Here is an 18,080-nt window from a genome sequence, read left to right as displayed (position 1 = left end):
GGCTACGACCGCCCTAGATCACTACTAGATTCGCCAACAGTGTCCTCCGAGGACGCGACCCCGGTAGAGGGCCGCATTACTCTCATTCGGATAGTTACACGGGTAGGTCGGAGCCTCAGGTCGGGGAACCGATGGGCAACGGCCAGGCCGGTCGCTGTATCGGGGGGAGCAGCGACAGCGCCGCATGATGCCGGGCCGGGCAGAGGGCTGTCCTGCCCGGCTCGACGGCTGCCGTCGAGCGCGGCAAGCTGTACACGGTCGTCACCCGCCAGCAGGGTGGGCTGAGTCGCTCGCCCGCCTGGTCATACTCGGCTGGAATCTCAAGTTCAGCAGCCTGTCGCACATGCGCTCCCACCTGGGGAGGCGGCAACTGATCGACTCCGGCCCGGCTTCGGCGGGCGTCGGAGATGCAGGGGCTCGGTGCCGGGCCGGACGAGGAAGTCGCAGGTGATCCAGTCCGAGATCTTGGCAGTCTGTCGGGATCGGGCCACCGTCGGGGAGGCGCGAGCGAGCCGGGGACGGGGCCCAAGCGTCTCAGTAGATCACCCACACCTTGTCGTTCTGTCGACATGAAGACGCGGTCGAAGCGAGAAGACCTCGGCAACGCGCGTCGCCGGGGGCTTGATGTTCATGCTGACGGCGAGGTGTGTGCTCTCGCTGGTCGATCAGTTATGAACGTCGCTGAGATCACCAAGTCATTCATGGACGCCGATCTTGGGTATTGCCTCTGGCCCAAGCGGGGGTGGCGAGCATCCGAACGGTAGTCCCGCTACTTCGGCTGTCTCCTCACTTGCAGGGGCCGGGCCACCGTCAACGACGGTTATCGCCGCGACATGTAGCAGAAGCTAGATTTCCTGTTTCCGGTTATGCCGGCAAGGCGCTGGGCGTCTTATGAAAGCGCAGGTGCAACCGGGTGGCGCCGTCGCTGAGGTCGACACTGACCTCGTCGCTCAGCCGGCGCATCAGCCAGATCCCGACTCCTCGCCAGGTGAACGCGTCCGGGGCGGGATCACCGACCAGCACCGCCTTGGTCAGCGCGCCGGCGGTGTCGACGACTTCCAGGCTCACCCCATCGGCGTCGCTCCAGGCGATCAGCGTGCCGCCCGCGCCGTGTTCCAGCACCGTGGTGGCGGCCTCGCTCGCCGCGATCACCAGATCCATCAACCGCCCGCCGGTCAAGCCCGCGCCCGTGCCGAAGGCCCGCACACACTCCCGCAGCGTGACGAGGTCGTCGGTGATCGGCCATTCCAACCGGAATCCCAAATGCACGGCGATCGCCACCTTTCACCAGCGAGGCCCGCCATCGGCGAACTTGTTACCACTTGTGCCCCCGCTGCCTGCTCGATACACATGCCTTACTCGTGACCTGCGAAGATATCCGTCGGTTCCGGCGATCGCAGGACATCAGATACCGACCACCGCGATCTCATCTATGGTTCCCGCACATGCAAGCCAGGACGGCCATTCACCGCTCGGCCAGCTGGTCTGGATGGCTGACAGCCACGCCAGCTCGGCCACACAGTGCGTGGCATCACGCTTCGCAACAGGCTGTTCACGTACCGTCATCGCCACCCGCCGACACCCGGGCGCACCGCCAGGAAGTCAACCGGGACGGCCCACTGGCGAAGGTGACTTGGCCCACCCCCGTTGAGGTGATGGGAGTCCAGGCTGATCGGCATCGGGCGGCAGGCCGGTGGCCTGCCGCCCGGGCTGACGGGGTCAGGAGCTCAGGTGGACCATCTCCATCCCGTTGACGCACTCCTGGTAGGTGTTCGGTCCGCCCTGCTTCTCCTGGCAGGTCCATTCCTCGCTGCCGGCCGACACGGTGACGAGCTTTTCGCTGAACCCTTGTGCGGCGTAGGCGTCGGCCACTTGCCGGCCGGTGGCGCACGCGGTTTTCCTGTCCTTGTCGGTGACCACGGTGAGGGCCAGTCCGGCCCCTCCTGACACGCACTCGATGACTTCGGCTGAGCTCGCCGTGGCCGACGTCGCTGCGAGCGTGCCCGCGCAGCCGGCGAGCACACAGGAGATGGTCAGAGCAAGGAACGGGCGAGAGGTGATCGCTGTCATGGGCATGGCCTCCGGCTGTTCTCGCGGTCGGTTGGTGCCGGGCGGCGCTTTCAGGGCCGGCCCAGCGTTACCTGCTCGGCTCCGTTGGCGCACTGGGTGTATTCGCTCTCCTTGTCCTTGGTCAGGCGGTTCAGGCATGACCAAGCCACACCGCCGGCCTCGATGGTGAGTGGCTCATCCTGGGTGGCGAGCTGCCCGGAGTTGGCGATCGCGTTGGAGACTTCGTGGGCGGTGTCGCAGGCGATGGCCTGCTCTCTGGCGCTCTGTGCGGTGAGTGCTGCCCCGGCGAGTCCCGTTCCGCAGTCGTAGCCCTGGACGCGCCGGCTGTCACCGGTTGCCGACGTATCAGTGCCGAGTACGCCGGCGACGGTTGCTGCTGTCACCAGGGCCAGAAATTGGTGGTGTGAGATTGTTCCCATGTGAACGCTCCCCGGATGTGCCGGATTCGTCCTGACTACACCAGGATCGCCACCTGGATGGTGCCGCAGGCCACAACGGCACGAGATCTGATCCAAGGACGCTTTGCGTGGACATGCGAAGGCCGATCCAAACCCCGGTTGGGTCTTTCACAGGTTCAAGACGGCGCTCTCACCATGTCCGGGTTGGAGTAGGACGGGAAGCGTTTAGATCACTGTTACGGACTGCGCATGAACGGAGCCGGGCGGCAGGCCCCGCCGAATGATCTCGTGGATTTCACCGTGCAGGTGGACGGGGCACTGTGGGAATGCATGACGGTGCAGCGCGCGCAGGACACCAAAATCGCAGGGCCAAGCCGTCCACCCGTCCGGCGGCAACGTCCAGCTGTACGGCTGAGCCTGTCGTGTGGATGACGTGGGATCCATGCCGGGTGCGGAGCCTCCCATCACGGCCTCGACATGCCGTCTCGGGACGAGGCCGATGAAGACCATGATCGGGGGTAGTGGGCCGCCAGAGACGTGAGAGGGGAGACATGATGGCCCGGTTCGGATATTTCCTCGCGTGCGAGGAGCACGGCCCGAATGAGCTGGTTCGGCAGGCCAAGCTGGCCGAACAGGCGGGCTTCGAAGGGCTCTGGATCTCTGATCACTACCATCCGTGGACGGACACGCAGGGGCAGAGCCCGTTCGTGTGGACGGTGATCGGAGCGCTGGCGGAGGCGACCAGGCTGCCCATCACGACGGCGGTGACGTGCCCTCTGGTCAGGATCCATCCGGCCGTCGTCGCGCAGGCGGCGGCCACCGCGGCCGTCCTGTCGCGTGGGAGGTTCCGATTGGGTGTGGGCACGGGCGAGGCGCTGAACGAACTCGCGCTCGCCGGGCGGATCGGCGACGGCTACATCTGCACGGGCCCGGCGGCCGACCTGGTACGCACGTTTCATGAATCGGGCGGCCAGGGCAAGGTCGTCCAGGGCGGGATCAAGGTGTGTTACGCCGCCGACGAGGCGAGCGCCCGCAAGACCGCCCACCGCATCTGGCCCACCGAGGGCATTCAGGGGGAGGCCTCCCAACTGCTGCCGCTGCCCCGGCACTTCGAGCAGCTCGCCGGGATGGTGAGCGAGGAGGAGGCCACTCGTTCGGTGCCCTGCGGACCCGATCCCGAGGTGCACGCCCGCGCGCTGCGGGAATACGTGGACGCGGGTTTCGATGAGATCTACGTGTGCCAGATCGGCCCCGAACAGGAGGCCTTCTTCGACTTCTACGCCGAACAGGTTCTTCCGCTCGTCCGCTGATCCGGAGGTCGCCGTATGCGAGCCGTCGTCATCAACTGCACCTTGAAGCCCGCCCCTCAACCGTCCAACACCGAAGCATTGGCCGAGGTCGTCGCGGGGGAGTTGCGCGAGCGCGGGGTCGAGGTCGAGTCCTTCCGTGCTGTTGATCACAACATTTTGGCGGGTGTCCAGTCCGACATGGGGGAGGGGGACGGGTGGCCCCGTATTCATCGCAGCCTGCTGGACGCGCAGATCCTCATCGTCGCCACGCCGACGTGGGTGGGCCACCCCTCGTCGCTGGCGCAGCGGGTGATCGAACGGATGGACGCGATGATCTCCGAGACCGATGACGAAGGACGGCCGGTGGCCTACAACCGGGTGGCCGGGGTCGTGGTCACCGGCAACGAGGACGGCGCCCATCATGTGATCAGCGAAATCGCCGGCGCGCTGGGCGATATCGGCTACACCATTCCCGGCCAATCCTGGACCTACTGGCACCTCGGCCCCGGACCGGGCCCCGACTATCTCGACTCCGACAAGGGCCGCGACTGGTCCGGCAAGACCGGCCGCGCCATGGCGGCGAACCTGTTCGCGGTCGCGGAAGCGCTCGCCGCCAAACCTGTGCCTGTTCCACCTCAGTGATGTCCTCGTCGTACGGATGACAGAGGCCGGCCCACACCACGGCCCGGGGCACGTCGAGTCGCTGCTTGGCGTACGGCTCGTTCCGGAGATCGCCCATGCTCGGGCGTGCCGACACCCGGTGCGCAGACCTTCCCTGTGCGTGCCGGCATTTCTCTGCGTGCCGAACTCGGCAGTTGAACGACGTGGTGCCGCGACCGTGTCAGAACAGCCGTTGGCGCCCTCTGGTGAGCGGGAAAGAGGCTGCGGCTTGCGGGAGCTTGCTGACGGCTCAGGCGCTTTCATTCCTGATCGCGAACAGATGCCGGGCGGGTCCAGCTGAGTAGTGGAGCCGGTCCAGCATGATGCCCTCGCACAGCGCCCAGGGGCAGATGCGCACGCCTGCCAGGTTTAAGGCGGCCATCGTGGCGTCGGCGACGATGGCCCCGGCGAGGATCTGCCGGGCGCGGGCGGCCGAGACGCCGGGGAGCTGCGCCCGCTGCGCGGAAGTCCTGCCGGCCAGCAGTTCGATGGCTTCGCGCAGGTCGTCTCGGCGGAGCTCGCGGGAGACCTGGGGGCCGTCCTTGGCCTTCGGCGCCCCGCACAGGCGGGCGAGCTGGAAGAAGGTCCTGGACGTCGCGACCGTGGTCGTCTTGCCGATGCGGTGCCTGGCGGAGATCTCGCCGACGCCCTGGGCGAGCACGGATTCCACGTGTTCGCGCAGTCGCCGGCGGTGCTTGTTCTTCACCCGATCGATTCCCGCCCGCCCGGTGATGCCTTCCCGATCGGTCTCCTCGGCCAGGCGAATCGTGTCAGGAACCGTGGTGCGTGGTCAGACCGTTCGCAGGGCTTCGGTGGGTGACAGGCGGGCGGCGCGTACGGCGGGCACCAGTCCCGCGACGGCCCCGATCAGGATCGCCGCGCCGATGCCGCCCGCCCACGCCTCCACCGGCACCACCACCGCCCAGTGCCTGGCGCCGGCGTAGACGACCGTGGCCCCGACCCCGGCCGCCACGCCGACCGCGCCGCCGACGGCCGCCAGCATGATCGATTCGGCCAGGAACTGGCTGCGGATCTGCCCTCTTGTCGCGCCGAGCGCCCTGCGCAGGCCGATCTCCGACCGGCGTTCCAGGACCGAGATGATCATGATGTTGGCCACGCCCACGGCGCCCACCACCAGGGCGACCGCCCCGAGCCCCAGGAACAGGTTGTTGAAGGCCCCAGCGGCGGCGGCCCGGACGGTGAGGGCGACCGACGGCTGGCTGACGTCGACCTCGTTCGGAGCCGCCGGGTTCACGCTGCGGGCGAGGACCGACTGCACGGCGCGCACCTGGCTGGTCTCGGCCCGCACGTAGATGGTGGTCGGTGGTCCCGCCTTCGCCTCGCCGCCGACGATGCTGGTGTGGTCCAGATACCGCTGGGCCGCCGCGTACCCGATGAGGACGCCCGCGTCGATCTCCGGCGCGAGCGTGGCGGGACCCAGGATGCCGCCGACGTAGAACCACTGGCCACCGGTCCAGATCCGCTGTCCCGGATAGACGTGGTCGATCCCCAGGCGCTGGGCGGCCAGCGCGCCGAGCACCGCGACGGGCTGGGCGGCGGTGGCGGGGTTCAGCCAGGCGCCCTGGGCCACGCTCGTGGCCACCACCGGCAGCAGGTTCAGGCTGACCGCCTTGACCTGCAGCGCGTTGGTGTTCACCGGAGGGATCAGCGGGCTGCGGTAGACCTTGACGCCGCCGACCGTGCCCGTGTGGGCCACCTGCTCGACCGCGTCGATCCTGGAGACCCGCGCCGGGGCCTCCAGCGGCAGCCGTGAGTCCTGCCCGGAAAGCGTGCTGCCCGTCTCGGCGGTCAGCAGGTTGGTGCCCAATCGGTCGATCTCCGCCAGCAGCCCCGCCTGGGACGAGGAGGAGAGCCCGAGCACGGCCACGATGGCGGCCACGCCGATGGCGATCCCGAGCGCCGAGAGCGCGGCGCGCATGGGGCGGGACCGCAGCCCGACGCTCGCCACCCGCGCCTGGTCGCCCAGCGCGAGGCGGGTACGGCTCACGCTCCCCACCTCCCGCCGCCGTCCGAGACGATCTGGCCGTCCAGGACCTGTACGCGGCGCGGCAGCCCGGCGGCCAGCCCGGCATCGTGCGTGATCATGATGATCGTGGCCCCTTCCGCGTTGAGCTCCCGCAGCAAATCCATGATCGAGGCACCCGTGTGGCTGTCGAGGTTCCCGGTGGGCTCGTCGGCCAGCACGATCGCGGGCCGCCCGACCAGCGCCCGGGCGATCGCCACCCGCTGCCGCTGCCCGCCCGACATCTTCCCCGGCCGGAACCCGGTCCGGTCGGCGAGCCCCACCCGGGCCAGCGCCTCCGCCGCCAGCTCGCGCCGCTCGCGGACGTTCACCCCGGCGTAGAGCAGCCCGTCCGCCACGTTCTCCAGCGCCGTCGAGTGCTCGGCCAGGAAGAACTGCTGGAACACGAACCCGATCTCGCGGGCACGCAACCGGGCGAGCCGCCGGTCGTCCAGGTCCGCGACGTCGACCCCGTTGATCTTTACGACGCCGCCGCTGGGCCGTTCGAGTGTGCCCATGACGTGCAGGAGCGTGGTCTTCCCCGATCCGGAGGGTCCCACGATCGCCACGAGTTCGCCCTGCCGCACCGTGAAGCTCACGCCCCGCAGCGCCGACACGGGTGGCTGCTCGCCGTAGGTCTTGGTCACCGCCTCCAGTTCGAGTACGGCGGGCGCGTCGCCGCCGGTCAGGACCGCCGGCCCGGTTTGCTGACTGGTGCTCATGTCGAGGGCACCACCACTCGCTGACCGGGTGTGAGGTCGCCCTTCACCTGCACCAGGCCGTTGGCGTCGTCGAACAGGCCGAGCGTGATCGGCACCAGCTCCGGGGCTCCCGCCGGGTCGCGCGTCTCCACCGCGTACCCGCCGCCCGCCCGGGCCACCAGCGCGGTGACCGGCACGATCAGCGCGTTCTTGACCCCGGCCGTGGTGATCTGCACCTGGACCGGCGCGTGGTCCAGGCCGCGGGCGTCCTTCGGGCGCTTGAGCCTGATGTAGACGGGGATCGTGGCGTTCGAGGCGCCGGAGCCGCCGCTCGCACCCGTGCCCGCGGTCGCCACCGTGCCGATGCCGCGCACCACGCCGGTGGTGGTGCGGTTGCCGGGCAGGGTGATCTGGGCCGCGTCGCCGGCCTTGACCTCGGACTGCTGCGAGGGGTTGAGGTTGATCGTCACCTGGTGGTCGTTCGAGGTCGCCTCCGCGACGGGCGCGCCCATCCTCGCATCGGCGCCCAGCTTGGCCGTCACCTTCCCGATGCGCAGCGGTCCTGGCAGGGTCACGGCCTCGCCCAGGTCCAGCGTGCCGCTCTCCTCGGCGCCCAGGTGGTCCTGCAACCGTCGCAACGCGGCTCCGGTCCGCCAGTCGAAGTCGTCGGAGGACGCCCGCGGGCCGTTGCCGTCGGCGTACCCGAGTTCGACCAGGTTCTTGTTGAGCTCGCGCACGTCGCGCCCGCTGTGCCCGCTCGCCAGGTCCCGGTAGGGCGGCACCTTGCCGCAGAGCAGTACCACCGGGGTGTCGCCCACGCGGTAGATCATCGCGCCGCAGGCGATCCGCCGGCCGGGCCGCGGCAACCAGGTGTAGATGCCGGCGACGTGGTTGACGACCGGGTACGGCGAGCCGTCGGCCTGCGCCAGGTAGGACAGCGTGCCGCTCTGGTTGATCTGTGACGACAACCGTCCTTTGCGCACCTCCGCGAACGCCGTCTTGGGCCCCGCGGCGGCCCGCGGCGCCTCCTCGGCCTCGAACGGCCCGGTGACGACGACGGTCACCGCCCCGGCGATCACCGCGGCCAGGACGAGCGCCCCGGTCAGCAGCCGTCCGCGCCGGCTCACTGACCACCCCCGGGCCCGCCGCCCGGCATGAACTGCCGGCACTTCTGCATCGCGGCCTTGAACTGGGGGGTGCTGGTGTCGACGCCGCCGATCAGGAGGTTGCCGTCCTTCGGGTCGGGGAAGTCCTTGACCCCGTTCTCGCGCATGCAGGCGGCGAACTTCAGCTGTGCCTGCACCGCCTCGCCGTCGGCCGGCGAGTCCTGCGTGCCGGCCGGGGCGAGCGACTTGCAGGCCTCCTGGGCGCTCTTGAACTCCGGCGAGTCGAGGTCCACCTTGCTGTCGCCGCCGACCTTGAGATCGGCCTGGCCGTTGACCGGGTCGGGGAAGTCCTTGACGCCGTTCTCGCGCATGCACTGCGCGTACTTCACCAGCTTGGCCGTGTTCTCCTCCACCGAGGGCGATCCGCTCGGCGTCGTCGCGGCCTGCGGAGCGCCGCAGGCCGCGAGCCCGAGCCCGAGGAGCGCGATCACGATGATGTGTTTCCTCATGTCAGGTCCTTTCGTTTCAGGACCTGATTTGTACGGAAGGGGCGGTCACGGCCCGGTCCGCGAGATTGTGACGCGGGTGTGACCGGGGCGCCGCATATGCTCCCCGTCTATGGAGGATCGTCTCGAACGGGGGCGGGACTGACGTCATGCGCCTGCCCGCCCGTACCATGCGCCTGCGCCTGACCCTGCTGTACAGCTCGGTGTTCGCCGGCTCCGGCATCATCCTGCTGGGCATCACGTACCTGCTGGTCAGCCATGCCGCGGGAATCTTCCATGTCACAGGGGACTTCGGCGGCTCGCAGAGCGCCGACATCTCCTTCTACGGCAAACCATCGCTGCCGGAGCTCGTCCAAGTGCGCGCACTGGTGGACCGCCATCGCGAGGCGATCCTGCACGAGCTGCTGGTCCAGTCGGGGATCGCGCTGGGCATCATGATGGTCGTCTCGGTCGCGCTGGGCTGGCTGGTCGCGGGGCGCGCCCTGCGGCCGATGGGGGCGATGGCGGTCACCGTACGGGAGATCTCCGCCGGGAACCTGCACGAACGGCTGGCCGTCCAGACGCCGCACGACGAGCTGAAGGACCTGGCCGACACGGTGGACGAACTGCTGGCCCGGCTGGAGTCGGCCTTCGACGCCCAGAAGCACTTCGTCGCCAACGCCGCGCACGAACTCCGCACCCCGCTGACCCTCGAACGCGCCTTGCTGGAGGAGGCGCTGACCGACGGCGAGGCCACCCGGGCATCGCTCCGCGCGCTGGCCGAACGGCTGCTCACGCTCAGCATCGACCAGGACCGCCGGCTGGCCGCGCTGCTCACGCTGGCCAACAGCGAGCGAGGCCCGGACCGGCAGGAGCCCTTCGACCTGGCCGCCGTCGCCCAGCGGGTGCTGGACACCGAACCTTCCCCGATCGGGGCGGCGCTGGCCGCCGCGCCGGTCTCAGGCGACCCGGCCCAGGTTGAACGGCTGATCGCCAACCTGGTGGACAACGCCGTGCGGCACAACGTGCCGGGCGGCCGGGCGGACGTCGTGACCGGGGTCCAGGACGGGCGGGCGCTGCTGTCGGTCTCCAACACCGGGCCCGTGATCCCCCCGGGAGAGATCGAGCGGCTGTTCGCGCCGTTCCAGCGGCTCAGAACCGAGCGGACGACACACGACGACGGGCACCACGGGCTCGGCCTGTCCATCGTCCAGGCCATCGCCACCGCCCACAACGCCGTCATCACCACGCACGCCGCGCCTTCAGGAGGTCTTCTCGTGGAGATCGCGTTCCCACTCCGGAGGTAGCGAGCCGCTTGTGACGCGGGTGTGACCGGGGCGGCGCATATGCTCCCCATCTATGAGAGTGCTGGTCGTGGAGGACCATCTCGAACTGGCGGAGTCGCTGGCCCGGGTGTTGCGTCGTGAGGGGATGGCGATCGACGTCGTCCACGACGGCGACACCGCGCTCGAACGTATCGAGCTGACCGCGTACGACGTCGTCGTGCTCGACCGCGACCTGCCGGGAACCCACGGTGACGAGGTGTGCGCCCGGGTGATCTCCCGCAGGACGCCCACGCGCGTGCTCATGCTGACCGCGTCTGGCACACTCGCCGACCGTGTCGAAGGCCTCAGCCTGGGCGCCGACGACTATCTGGCCAAGCCCTTCGCGTATGCGGAGCTGGTGGCCCGGATCCGGGCGCTCGGCCGGCGGCTGCAGCCGCCGGTGCCGCCCATCCTGACGCACGGCGATCTCCGGCTCGATCCCGGGCAGCGCACGGCCGGCCGTGCCGGGATGCGGCTGGCGCTCACTCCCAAGGAGCTGGCGGTGCTCGAATACCTCCTGGCCGCGCAGGGTCGCGTCGTGTCCGCCGAGGAACTTCTCGAACGGGTGTGGGACGAGGCGGCCGATCCGTTCACCACGACCGTCAAGGCGACGATCAACCGGCTGCGGGCCAAGCTCGGCGATCCACCGGTGATCGAGACCGTCCCCCGCAGCGGGTACCGGATCTGAGCGGCGTATCCACGGCGATGCCGCCCTGCCGCCGTTGCGCGGCGCGATCATGATCTTGCCGGTTCGTCACTCGCACCGCAGCGAGGCGGGCAGTTCCTGCGGGGCGAAGCGTACGGACTGCTCCTTCCTGAGGCCGTCCAGCTCGACGATGCCGCCGTACAGAGTGTCGCGGCGTCGCAACTCCTCCCAGTACGCGTCGTCGAGGTAGATGGCCGGGTTCTCTCGCGACATCGTCAGCTCGTTCGCCTCGCCCAGGTAGAGGCCGGCGTCGATGAGGGAGCGCAGCGGCACGCCGCAGTTCTTGTTGGACATTCCCGACGGACTCTTGACCGGAGTGGGGAGGACCATTCCCGCGTCGAACCGCCCGAGCCAGGTGCCCGAGGCAGGGATGACGCTGCGCCGCTCGTACCGGGACAGGCGCTTGCCCAGGCCACCCGGATCGCCGGCCAGAGGGGCCAGGCCGGCGATCACGTACGTCTTCGCGCCCAGCTTCTCGGCGGCCGAGACGATCGCGGACGTGCGGAGCACGTGGTCCGTGCCGTAACAGATCAGGGCCCTGCGGCCCTTCCTGATCACTTCCTTCTCCACCACCGAGGCCGCGTGGCTGTCGCGCCGCACCAGGAACGGCGTGAGCTCCTCCCTCGACGTGACAGCCGACCAGTCGATGGGCGGATCGCCGAGCAGCACCCGGACGCGTCCGGCCGCCGGCAGCGTCTGGTTGATCGCTCGGATCGTGTGGAAGAACTGCTCGTACACCGGGGCGTCCCAGGTGCCGAGCGGTGACTGTGTGGTGTCGCGCCACGCCTTCCGCAACTCGGCGTTCTCCACCGGCATGCCCGCGATGAACCGGTCCATCGTCGCCTGATGGCGGGCGTTGCCGAACTCGACGACCACGTCGTCTACCACGCTGGGCAGGCGGGGGTCGGCCAGCAGCGCCCGCAGCGCGTCGTGGTGATCCTGCAGGCCGTGCACCTCGCCGATGGCGACGAGACGGTGTTTCCTGAACGCGGTGTGAACCACGTCCGCCAGATCGCCGCGGGTGGCGGCGGCCGGAGGTGTTCCCAGCAGCGACGCGGTCACCCCGGCGGCCGATACGGCGATGAATCTACGCCGATCATGGTGTGTCATGGTTCGTCTCCTCAGGATCTCCGCACCTGTTGTACGGATCCCGCGGTCACAACACGGTTCGCGATCCTGTGACCCCGGCGTGACCGGGGCCCGACGTATCCTCCTGCGGTGTCGATGCACACGAGCGTGGTCTGAACCAAACGATCTTGGTCGCAGGGCTTGGACGCCCGCTTCTCGGGTTCGGCGACCGCCCAGCTGTGCAGATCGGTGCGGAAGGACCGTACAGGATGCGTTCGGTCTCGCGGCGCTTGCCCTGGCCGTCTTCGCGGATGTTGAGCTGTGCGACTCTCAGGGATACCAGGACGGACTCGCCGTAGATGGAGCGGCTGGAAACGTCCGGCTCCCATCCGGTCACCCGGCGGCCGGTCAGCTCCTGGGTGGCGGTTGCGGCGGCGCTCATACCAGGCGGAAGCGGACAGATGGACAGCATTCCCCTCCGGCCCCGGGCTGTCTACGCCAAAGGGCACGGAAGCTGGATGTGCTGCGGCACTGAGGCGCGGACGTGGCGGCGCTGTACTGGGGGTATCGGGCACCGGCTTCGGAGCCCGATCGCCCACCCTGCAAGGGGATAGATGAGTACACGCGGGAACGATAGACGCTCAAGAGCCACCATCGTGCGCAGGTACGGTGTGCGTGCGCTGGCCGCGGGGGCCGCGCTGACCGGCGCGCTGCTGGCCGTCGCCGGGCCGGCCCATGCGGCCACCGGCGTGGCCGTGACCGGCGCCGGCAACACGGTGCTGGAGATCACCGGGAGCGGTGTGTCGGACGACATCACCGTGTCCGTCGCCGCCAACGGCTGGCTGCACGTCAGCAACGCCGCCGACGTGGTCCCGGCGGTCGCGCCGTGCGTGGCGGTGAACGCCAACGAGGTGGAATGCCCGCCCGGGGCCATCGCCCGGATCAGGGCAGCCACGGGGAACGGCGACGACACCTTCCGCAACCGGACCGCCCTGCCATCCAGGGTGGACATGGACCACGGCAAGGACATCTTCCTCGGCGGGCCGGCCGCAGACGAGGTCCGCGGCGGGGACGGCAACGACGACCTGCGCGGCCAGGGGGGCAACAACGACGCCGCCGACGGCGGTCCCGGCTTCGACCTCTGCCATGCCGAAACCGAGGTGGCCTGCGAGGCGTAGCAGATTCGGCGCACGCAAGGACTGGTCCAGAAGATCGGCTCTTGCGTGGGCCACGGCGGAGCCTGTATCAAGGCCCGGCGCAGACGTGATGTCAAGCGCGGCAGGTTCCGGGCTCGAGCATCTTGAGATCAATCTCGCCATGAAAGACTGGGTATCCGTATGCGTTCCGATGTCACGTTGCGACGCCTCGATGAGAGCCTGTTGCAGGGTCTGCTCGATGCCGCAGTCGCCGACGCGGATCCGCTTGAGGTGATGCCACCGGTCGAGGGACCCGAAGGGTGGACGACCGCGCGGCAGGAAGCATTCGTGCAATTCCATCGATCGAGGTCGCTGTCGGCCAACCCCGTGGGGATCACCTACGCCATCCTCGTGACCGACAAAGTGGTCGGAGCCGCCCGGCTCTTTCCCCTGACGGACGCGGCTGCCGGGCATACGGCCGAAACCGGCATCTGGATCGGACGCACACACCGCGGCAGCGGAGTCGGCAGTGCCGTTGTCCGGCAACTCATCGACCTCGCCCGCGCCGACGGCGCCCAGCATCTGCTCGCGAGCACCACCGCCGGCAACAGGGCCGCTCAGCGACTACTCACCACACTCGGTGCCGACCTCACACACGACGGCGACGCGGTCACGGCGCGACTGAACCTCCTTGACACCACGTGGCGCCGACGTCTTGGACTGGCCCCTGGCGCGCGTCAAGACCGCCTTGCGGGCACCTCGCCCGTCCCCACCGAGGTCTGCGGCTGGTCCTCGACGGACACCACCGCGACACTCACCCCCACCTCACGCGCCTTGCCTCCAGACGCCCATGCCCCTCAGGCCAGGAGCCCCCAGAGGCCCAGGCCACCTGACCTCGTGATACACGTGTGCGGCACTAGGTCAGTTCAGATCATCGGTGATCCTCCAGCCGCGGCTACCGCCGATCTTGGCGAGCTGCCGGCGTAGCACCGCGATCCGCTCACGCGCGTCCGGTCCCGCGATCCCGATCGTGATCCGCTCATCGGTCGCGTGATAGCTAGTCCGCCGATCGCCTGCCGCGACCCGGCACGCCGCGTTGATGGCTTCTCGAAGCCGAGCCACCTTCGTGGTTCACCGTCCCCGCCGAACCATTCGATCGTCACGGACGAGAACAGCGGGGCAGGACGCAGACCGTCCTGCCGTTTGACGGCGTCCAGCTCTTCCTGATCAGCACTCAGACCCTTCAGGATCCTGTCCCGGTCGACCGAGCTGATCGGCCTACGACCGAGCCAGTCCGGCCAGCCATCCGCACCCGTACCGGCTCGAAAGAAGGCGGCGCAGATGGCTCACCAGCCTTGTCTTCAGCATCGGCGGCTCCGCTGTCGCTCAACCGGTCTCCCCAGGCCACGCCCACGCGACAGCTCGTGATCTTCTCCCGATCGTAGCGGTCGTTTCCAGGCCGATGGCCTACAGATAGGACAGGCGTGTCGCATCGTGGGCGCTCCCAACCCCCGCAACGCAACCCTGCCTGACCTGCGACGGAGCCTTATCGTTCAATTCCGGCCGCATAGTCCCTCACCGCCGGGGCCGTCGTGCATCCTGCCGCGGACCTTGGTGGCGAGCACGATGTCCTCGCGCCGGGAGTACTCGGTGATGGCGCGGCCGACGATCTCCTCGCTGGTGCCGGCCTGGTAGACGTTGGCGGTGTCCCAGAAGGTGATGCCCAGCTCGACGGCCTGCCGGACGAACGGTGCGGCCTTGTCCTCGGTCAGCGCCCAGGGGTGGGCACCGGGGACGGTCGGGTCGCCGTAGCTCATGCACCCCAGGGCGAGCCGGCTCACCTTCAGACCGGTCGTGCCGAGACGGGTGTGCTTCATGGTGCGGCTCCTGACGAGTCATGTGTGGGTCTGGGCTGTGGGGGAGACGAAGAACCCGAGTACGGCGGCGGGGCCGTGCGGCTTGCCACGCTCAGCGGTGGTGCGCGCTGGGACGAGGCGAGTGTGTGGTGGTCATGGGCCGGCGCTCTCCTGAGATGCAGGGGCGGGGCAGGGCCGAGCGCAGGAGCGCCGTAGCCGGAGAACGGCGGTGCTCTCGTCCGCGGTCCCAGGGCCTGGCGTGGTCACAGGTTGGTCTGAGCCTCCAGGAAATCGGGATAGCGGCCGCCCTTGATGTCGATGTCGGCGGATGCCCGAGTCAGGTGGGTCAATTCGTCTGCGGTCAGGGTGACGTCGGCGGCGGCGAGGTTCTCCTCCAGCCGGTGAAGTTTCGTGGTTCCCGGGATCGGGACGATCCAGGGCTTGCGGGCCAGCAGCCAGGCGAGGGCCACCTGCCCTGGGGTGAGGCCCTTGTCCGCGGCGAGGGACCTCACCAGGTCGACCATGGCGGTGTTGTGCCGCAGGGCTTCGGTGCCGAAGCGGGGGATCTGGGCGCGCAGGTCGTTGCCCTGCTCGAATCGAGTGGAGGCGTCGATCGTGCCGGTCAGGAAGCCTTTGCCGAGCGGGCTGTAGGGGACGAAGCCGATGCCGAGCTCTTCGCACACGCTCAGCACTTCGTCTTCGGGGCGGCGCCACCACAGGGAGTATTCGCTCTGGATCGCGGTGACCGGCTGCACGGCGTGGGCGCGGCGGATGGTTGCGGCGGCGGCCTCGGACATGCCGTAGTGCTTGACCTTGCCGGCCTCGATGAGCTTCTTGACGGCTCCGGCGAACTCCTCGATCGGCGCCTCCGGATTGACGCGGTGCTGGTAGTACAGGTCGATCGCCTCGACGCCGAGCCTCTGCAGGGAGCCCTCGACGGCGCGGGGCAGCTCGTCGGGGGTCAGCATCCGGCCGCGGGGCTTGCGCTCGAGGGGGTCGATGTCCTGGGCGAACTTCGTCGCGATGACGACCCGGTCGCCGAAGGGGGCCAGCGCCTGCCCGAGGAGTTCCTCGTTCGCGTGCGGGCCGTAGACCTCGGCGGTGTCGAAGAAGGTGACACCGCGATCGACGGCGGCGTGCAGCAGCGAGATCATCTGCTGCCGCTCGGGGCGGCCGCCGTAGCCGCCGGTCATGGTCATGCAGCCGAGGCCGAGGGCGGAGACTTGCAGGCCGCTGGTGCCGAGGGTGCGCTTGTGCACGTGGAGCTCCTGGTGGTCGGTGGGTGGTGAAGGTGTTCGATGGTGGCGGGCCTTGAGAAGCGGCGGCCCGGTCAGTGCGCGGTGAAGCCGCCGTCAACGGGCAGGGCGACACCGACGACGAAGCCGGCACCCGGGCTGCACAGCCACAGGACGGCTTCGGCGACCTCTTCGGCCTGGCCGAGCCGTCCGATGGGCTGCTGCTTGAGGATCTCGGCCATGGCGTCGGCCTGGCCTTCGAGCATGTCGGAGACCATCGGGGTGTCGATCACGCCGGGGCAGATGGCGTTGATGCGGATGCCCTTGGGGGCGTACTCGACCGCGGCGCTCTTGGTCAGGCCGATCACGCCGTGCTTGGAGGCGTGGTAGGCGGCCCGCTCGGGCAGACCGACCAGCCCGCCCAGGGAGGAGCAGTTGACGATGGCTCCGGAGCCCTGGGTGCGCATCTGGCGCAGCTCATGCTTCTGGGCAGCCCAGACGCCGCGCAGGTTGACGGCGTTGACGCGGTCGAACTCCTCGGCGCTCTCGTCGGCGGCGTCCGAGGGCGGGGCCTGGATCCCGGCGTTGTTGAACGCCATGTCCAGGCGGCCGTAGGTGTCCACCGCGCTGCCGACCATGGCGGCGGCCTGGTCCTCGTCGGTGACGTCGCACACCACGCCGATGGCCTGGTGGCCGGCATCGGTGAGGTCCTTGGCGGCGTTCTGAACGGCGTCCTTGTTGAGGTCGGTCAGCACGACGGCGGCACCGGCCTGGGCGAAGGCGCGGGCGGCGGCCAGGCCCATGCCGGAGGCCGCGCCGGTGACCAGGGCGACCTGGCCTTCGAAGTTGTACTGCGGGTTCATGGGTGGGTTCCAATCTCCGCGCTGGTGCGGGTACCACCCGGGCGCGGTATGACGTGCTGCGCGGTGTGCCAGAGTCGCAGCAGGGCCTTGGATGACGCGGCGCTCGTCCATGGCCTGGAAGCCCTCGGCTACCTGGCCCAGGGGCAGCTCCAGGTCGAAGACCCTGCCCGGGTTGATCCGGGCGGCCAGGACGCGGTTGATGAGGTCGGGCAGGAAGGCGCGGACGGGCGCGGGGCGCTCGCAGAGATCAAAAGGTGCGGGCGGGGCGGCGGGAGCCGGCGTACTCGTCATCCGTGACGTGCTCCAGCCAGTCGACCTCGTCGCCCTCCCACAGCGCGATGTGCGCCATGAACCGGTCCGGGGCCGCGCCGTGCCAGTGCTCCTCACCGGCCGGAGTGAAGATCACATCCCCGGGGCGGGCCTCGACGATGTCGCCGCCACGGGACTGGATCAGGGCAATGCCCTCCACGATGTAGAGGGCCTGGCCCAGGCCGTGGGAATGCCAGGCGGTGCGGGCGCCCGGCGCGAAGCGCACCATGTTGGCCCGCGCGCGGGAGGGGCCCTCACCGCGGTAGATCACATCCGCCCACGCATCCCCGGTGAACATCTCCGCCGGCAGCTTCGCCGTCGCCGGAGGCTGGACAATCTCCATGATCGTGCTCCTTGCATACATCTTGTCGCGGCCGCGCACAGGTGAGGGGGAGAGGGAGCGGACCAGGTCAGGAGCCGGTCAGGACGCTGCGGGCGACCGTGAGCGCGGACATGGCCCTGGGCCATCCGGCGTAGAACGCCAGGTGCGTGATCGTCTCGATCAGCTCCTTGTCGCTCACCCCGTTCTCACGGGCCCTGCCGAGGTGGAAGGCGAGTTGCTCGGTGCTGCCGCTGGTGATCAGGCTCGCCACCGTGACCAGGCTCCGGTCCCGTCCAGACAGGTCCCGGTTCTCCCACACCTGCCCGAACAGCACGTCCTCGCTGTATCCGGCCAACGCGGGGGCGATATCCCCGAACTGCTCACGCCCACCCCCGGTCTGCTTGTTCTCCGGCATCGACGGCTCCCTTTCCGCATGGATACCCGGCACGTCCCGCAGCGGCGGGGCATCGGCATCTGCTTCATTCCGCCCTGCGCTCACCATGGGCGCCACGGGAGCGGGCGGGCGGC

At 69.3% G+C, this 18,080-nt stretch carries 20 protein-coding genes; 6 read left to right on the top strand and 14 right to left on the bottom strand.

Features of this window, described 5'->3' with window-relative positions:
* Positions 1–864: 864 nt before the first annotated feature.
* The 3 genes from ACFPZ3_RS33765 to ACFPZ3_RS33755 form a co-directional block, all read right to left on the bottom strand.
* Positions 865–1,281 carry an ATP-binding protein gene (locus ACFPZ3_RS33765; RefSeq protein ID WP_379518354.1) on the bottom strand — a complete coding sequence of 139 codons (417 nt, stop codon included), beginning with the start codon at positions 1,279–1,281 and terminating at the stop codon, positions 865–867.
* Positions 1,282–1,719: 438 nt separating this feature from the next.
* A complete protein-coding gene (locus ACFPZ3_RS33760) occupies positions 1,720–2,070 on the bottom strand; it encodes a hypothetical protein (protein ID WP_379518353.1) in 351 nt (116 codons plus the stop codon).
* 50 nt (positions 2,071–2,120) lie between these two features.
* Positions 2,121–2,489 carry a hypothetical protein gene (locus tag ACFPZ3_RS33755; RefSeq protein WP_379518352.1) on the bottom strand — a complete coding sequence of 123 codons (369 nt, stop codon included), beginning with the start codon at positions 2,487–2,489 and terminating at the stop codon, positions 2,121–2,123.
* A 533-nt stretch (positions 2,490–3,022) separates the two neighbouring features.
* Here ACFPZ3_RS33755 and ACFPZ3_RS33750 point away from each other — a divergent pair.
* On the top strand, positions 3,023–3,778 hold the full coding sequence (locus ACFPZ3_RS33750; protein WP_379518360.1) for an LLM class flavin-dependent oxidoreductase: 756 nt from the start codon (positions 3,023–3,025) through the stop codon (positions 3,776–3,778).
* A 15-nt stretch (positions 3,779–3,793) separates the two neighbouring features.
* Positions 3,794–4,399 carry a flavodoxin family protein gene (locus tag ACFPZ3_RS33745; RefSeq protein WP_379518351.1) on the top strand — a complete coding sequence of 202 codons (606 nt, stop codon included), beginning with the start codon at positions 3,794–3,796 and terminating at the stop codon, positions 4,397–4,399.
* A gap of 268 nt (positions 4,400–4,667) precedes the next feature.
* Here the strand turns inward: ACFPZ3_RS33745 and ACFPZ3_RS33740 are convergent, their stop codons facing one another.
* Genes ACFPZ3_RS33740 through ACFPZ3_RS33720 form a run of 5 tightly spaced genes read right to left on the bottom strand, consistent with a single transcriptional unit; the run spans position 4,668 to position 8,756 of the window.
* A complete protein-coding gene (locus ACFPZ3_RS33740; RefSeq protein ID WP_379518359.1) occupies positions 4,668–5,177 on the bottom strand; it encodes a Ppx/GppA phosphatase family protein in 510 nt (169 codons plus the stop codon).
* A 30-nt stretch (positions 5,178–5,207) separates the two neighbouring features.
* A complete protein-coding gene (locus ACFPZ3_RS33735) occupies positions 5,208–6,425 on the bottom strand; it encodes an ABC transporter permease (protein WP_379518350.1) in 1,218 nt (405 codons plus the stop codon).
* Entirely contained in the window at positions 6,422–7,162 is a 741-nt protein-coding gene (locus ACFPZ3_RS33730) for an ABC transporter ATP-binding protein (protein ID WP_379518349.1), read from the bottom strand. The genes ACFPZ3_RS33735 and ACFPZ3_RS33730 overlap by 4 nt, the downstream gene beginning before the upstream one ends.
* Complete coding sequence (locus ACFPZ3_RS33725; RefSeq protein WP_379518348.1) at positions 7,159–8,268, bottom strand: hypothetical protein; 1,110 nt, start codon at positions 8,266–8,268, stop codon at positions 7,159–7,161. Before ACFPZ3_RS33725 ends, ACFPZ3_RS33730 begins: the two co-directional genes overlap by 4 nt.
* On the bottom strand, positions 8,265–8,756 hold the full coding sequence (locus tag ACFPZ3_RS33720) for a hypothetical protein (protein ID WP_379518347.1): 492 nt from the start codon (positions 8,754–8,756) through the stop codon (positions 8,265–8,267). The genes ACFPZ3_RS33725 and ACFPZ3_RS33720 overlap by 4 nt, the downstream gene beginning before the upstream one ends.
* Before the next feature lie 146 nt (positions 8,757–8,902).
* On the opposite strand from ACFPZ3_RS33720, the gene ACFPZ3_RS33715 reads away from it, so the two are divergent.
* Together ACFPZ3_RS33715 and ACFPZ3_RS33710 are read left to right on the top strand one after the other, a co-directional pair.
* Positions 8,903–10,039 (top strand): sensor histidine kinase, encoded by a 1,137-nt coding sequence (locus ACFPZ3_RS33715; protein WP_379518346.1) that lies wholly within the window; start codon positions 8,903–8,905, stop codon positions 10,037–10,039.
* 52 nt (positions 10,040–10,091) lie between these two features.
* Positions 10,092–10,745, top strand: a complete 654-nt coding sequence (locus tag ACFPZ3_RS33710; RefSeq protein ID WP_379518345.1) for a response regulator transcription factor — start codon at positions 10,092–10,094, stop codon at positions 10,743–10,745.
* Positions 10,746–10,811: 66 nt separating this feature from the next.
* Here the strand turns inward: ACFPZ3_RS33710 and ACFPZ3_RS33705 are convergent, their stop codons facing one another.
* The gene (locus ACFPZ3_RS33705; protein ID WP_379518344.1) at positions 10,812–11,873 is read right to left on the bottom strand and encodes a TraB/GumN family protein; all 1,062 of its coding nucleotides are present in this window, start codon (positions 11,871–11,873) and stop codon (positions 10,812–10,814) included.
* 614 nt (positions 11,874–12,487) lie between these two features.
* Between ACFPZ3_RS33705 and ACFPZ3_RS33700 the strand changes: the two genes are divergently transcribed.
* Both ACFPZ3_RS33700 and ACFPZ3_RS33695 read left to right on the top strand, forming a co-directional pair.
* The gene (locus ACFPZ3_RS33700) at positions 12,488–13,009 is read left to right on the top strand and encodes a hypothetical protein (protein WP_379518343.1); all 522 of its coding nucleotides are present in this window, start codon (positions 12,488–12,490) and stop codon (positions 13,007–13,009) included.
* Positions 13,010–13,168: 159 nt separating this feature from the next.
* The gene (locus ACFPZ3_RS33695) at positions 13,169–13,954 is read left to right on the top strand and encodes a GNAT family N-acetyltransferase (RefSeq protein ID WP_379518342.1); all 786 of its coding nucleotides are present in this window, start codon (positions 13,169–13,171) and stop codon (positions 13,952–13,954) included.
* Between the two features lie 566 nt (positions 13,955–14,520).
* Here ACFPZ3_RS33695 and ACFPZ3_RS33690 read toward each other — a convergent pair.
* The 5 genes from ACFPZ3_RS33690 to ACFPZ3_RS33670 all read right to left on the bottom strand — a co-directional run bounded on the left by ACFPZ3_RS33690 (position 14,521) and on the right by ACFPZ3_RS33670 (position 17,967).
* Complete coding sequence (locus tag ACFPZ3_RS33690; protein ID WP_379518341.1) at positions 14,521–14,844, bottom strand: aldo/keto reductase; 324 nt, start codon at positions 14,842–14,844, stop codon at positions 14,521–14,523.
* A 242-nt stretch (positions 14,845–15,086) separates the two neighbouring features.
* Positions 15,087–16,082: an aldo/keto reductase gene (locus ACFPZ3_RS33685; RefSeq protein ID WP_379518340.1), complete on the bottom strand. Its 996-nt coding sequence runs from the start codon at positions 16,080–16,082 to the stop codon at positions 15,087–15,089.
* 71 nt (positions 16,083–16,153) lie between these two features.
* Complete coding sequence (locus tag ACFPZ3_RS33680) at positions 16,154–17,212, bottom strand: glucose 1-dehydrogenase (RefSeq protein WP_379518339.1); 1,059 nt, start codon at positions 17,210–17,212, stop codon at positions 16,154–16,156.
* The gene (locus tag ACFPZ3_RS33675; protein ID WP_379518338.1) at positions 17,169–17,573 is read right to left on the bottom strand and encodes a (R)-mandelonitrile lyase; all 405 of its coding nucleotides are present in this window, start codon (positions 17,571–17,573) and stop codon (positions 17,169–17,171) included. Before ACFPZ3_RS33675 ends, ACFPZ3_RS33680 begins: the two co-directional genes overlap by 44 nt.
* Positions 17,574–17,640: 67 nt before the next feature.
* Positions 17,641–17,967 carry a carboxymuconolactone decarboxylase family protein gene (locus ACFPZ3_RS33670; protein ID WP_379518337.1) on the bottom strand — a complete coding sequence of 109 codons (327 nt, stop codon included), beginning with the start codon at positions 17,965–17,967 and terminating at the stop codon, positions 17,641–17,643.
* Between the last annotated feature and the right edge of the window lie 113 nt (positions 17,968–18,080).

The sequence above is a fragment of the Nonomuraea insulae genome, from assembly GCF_042656245.1.
Note: the sequence above shows the minus strand (reverse complement) of the source record. Positions and strands in the feature narration are given on the sequence as shown.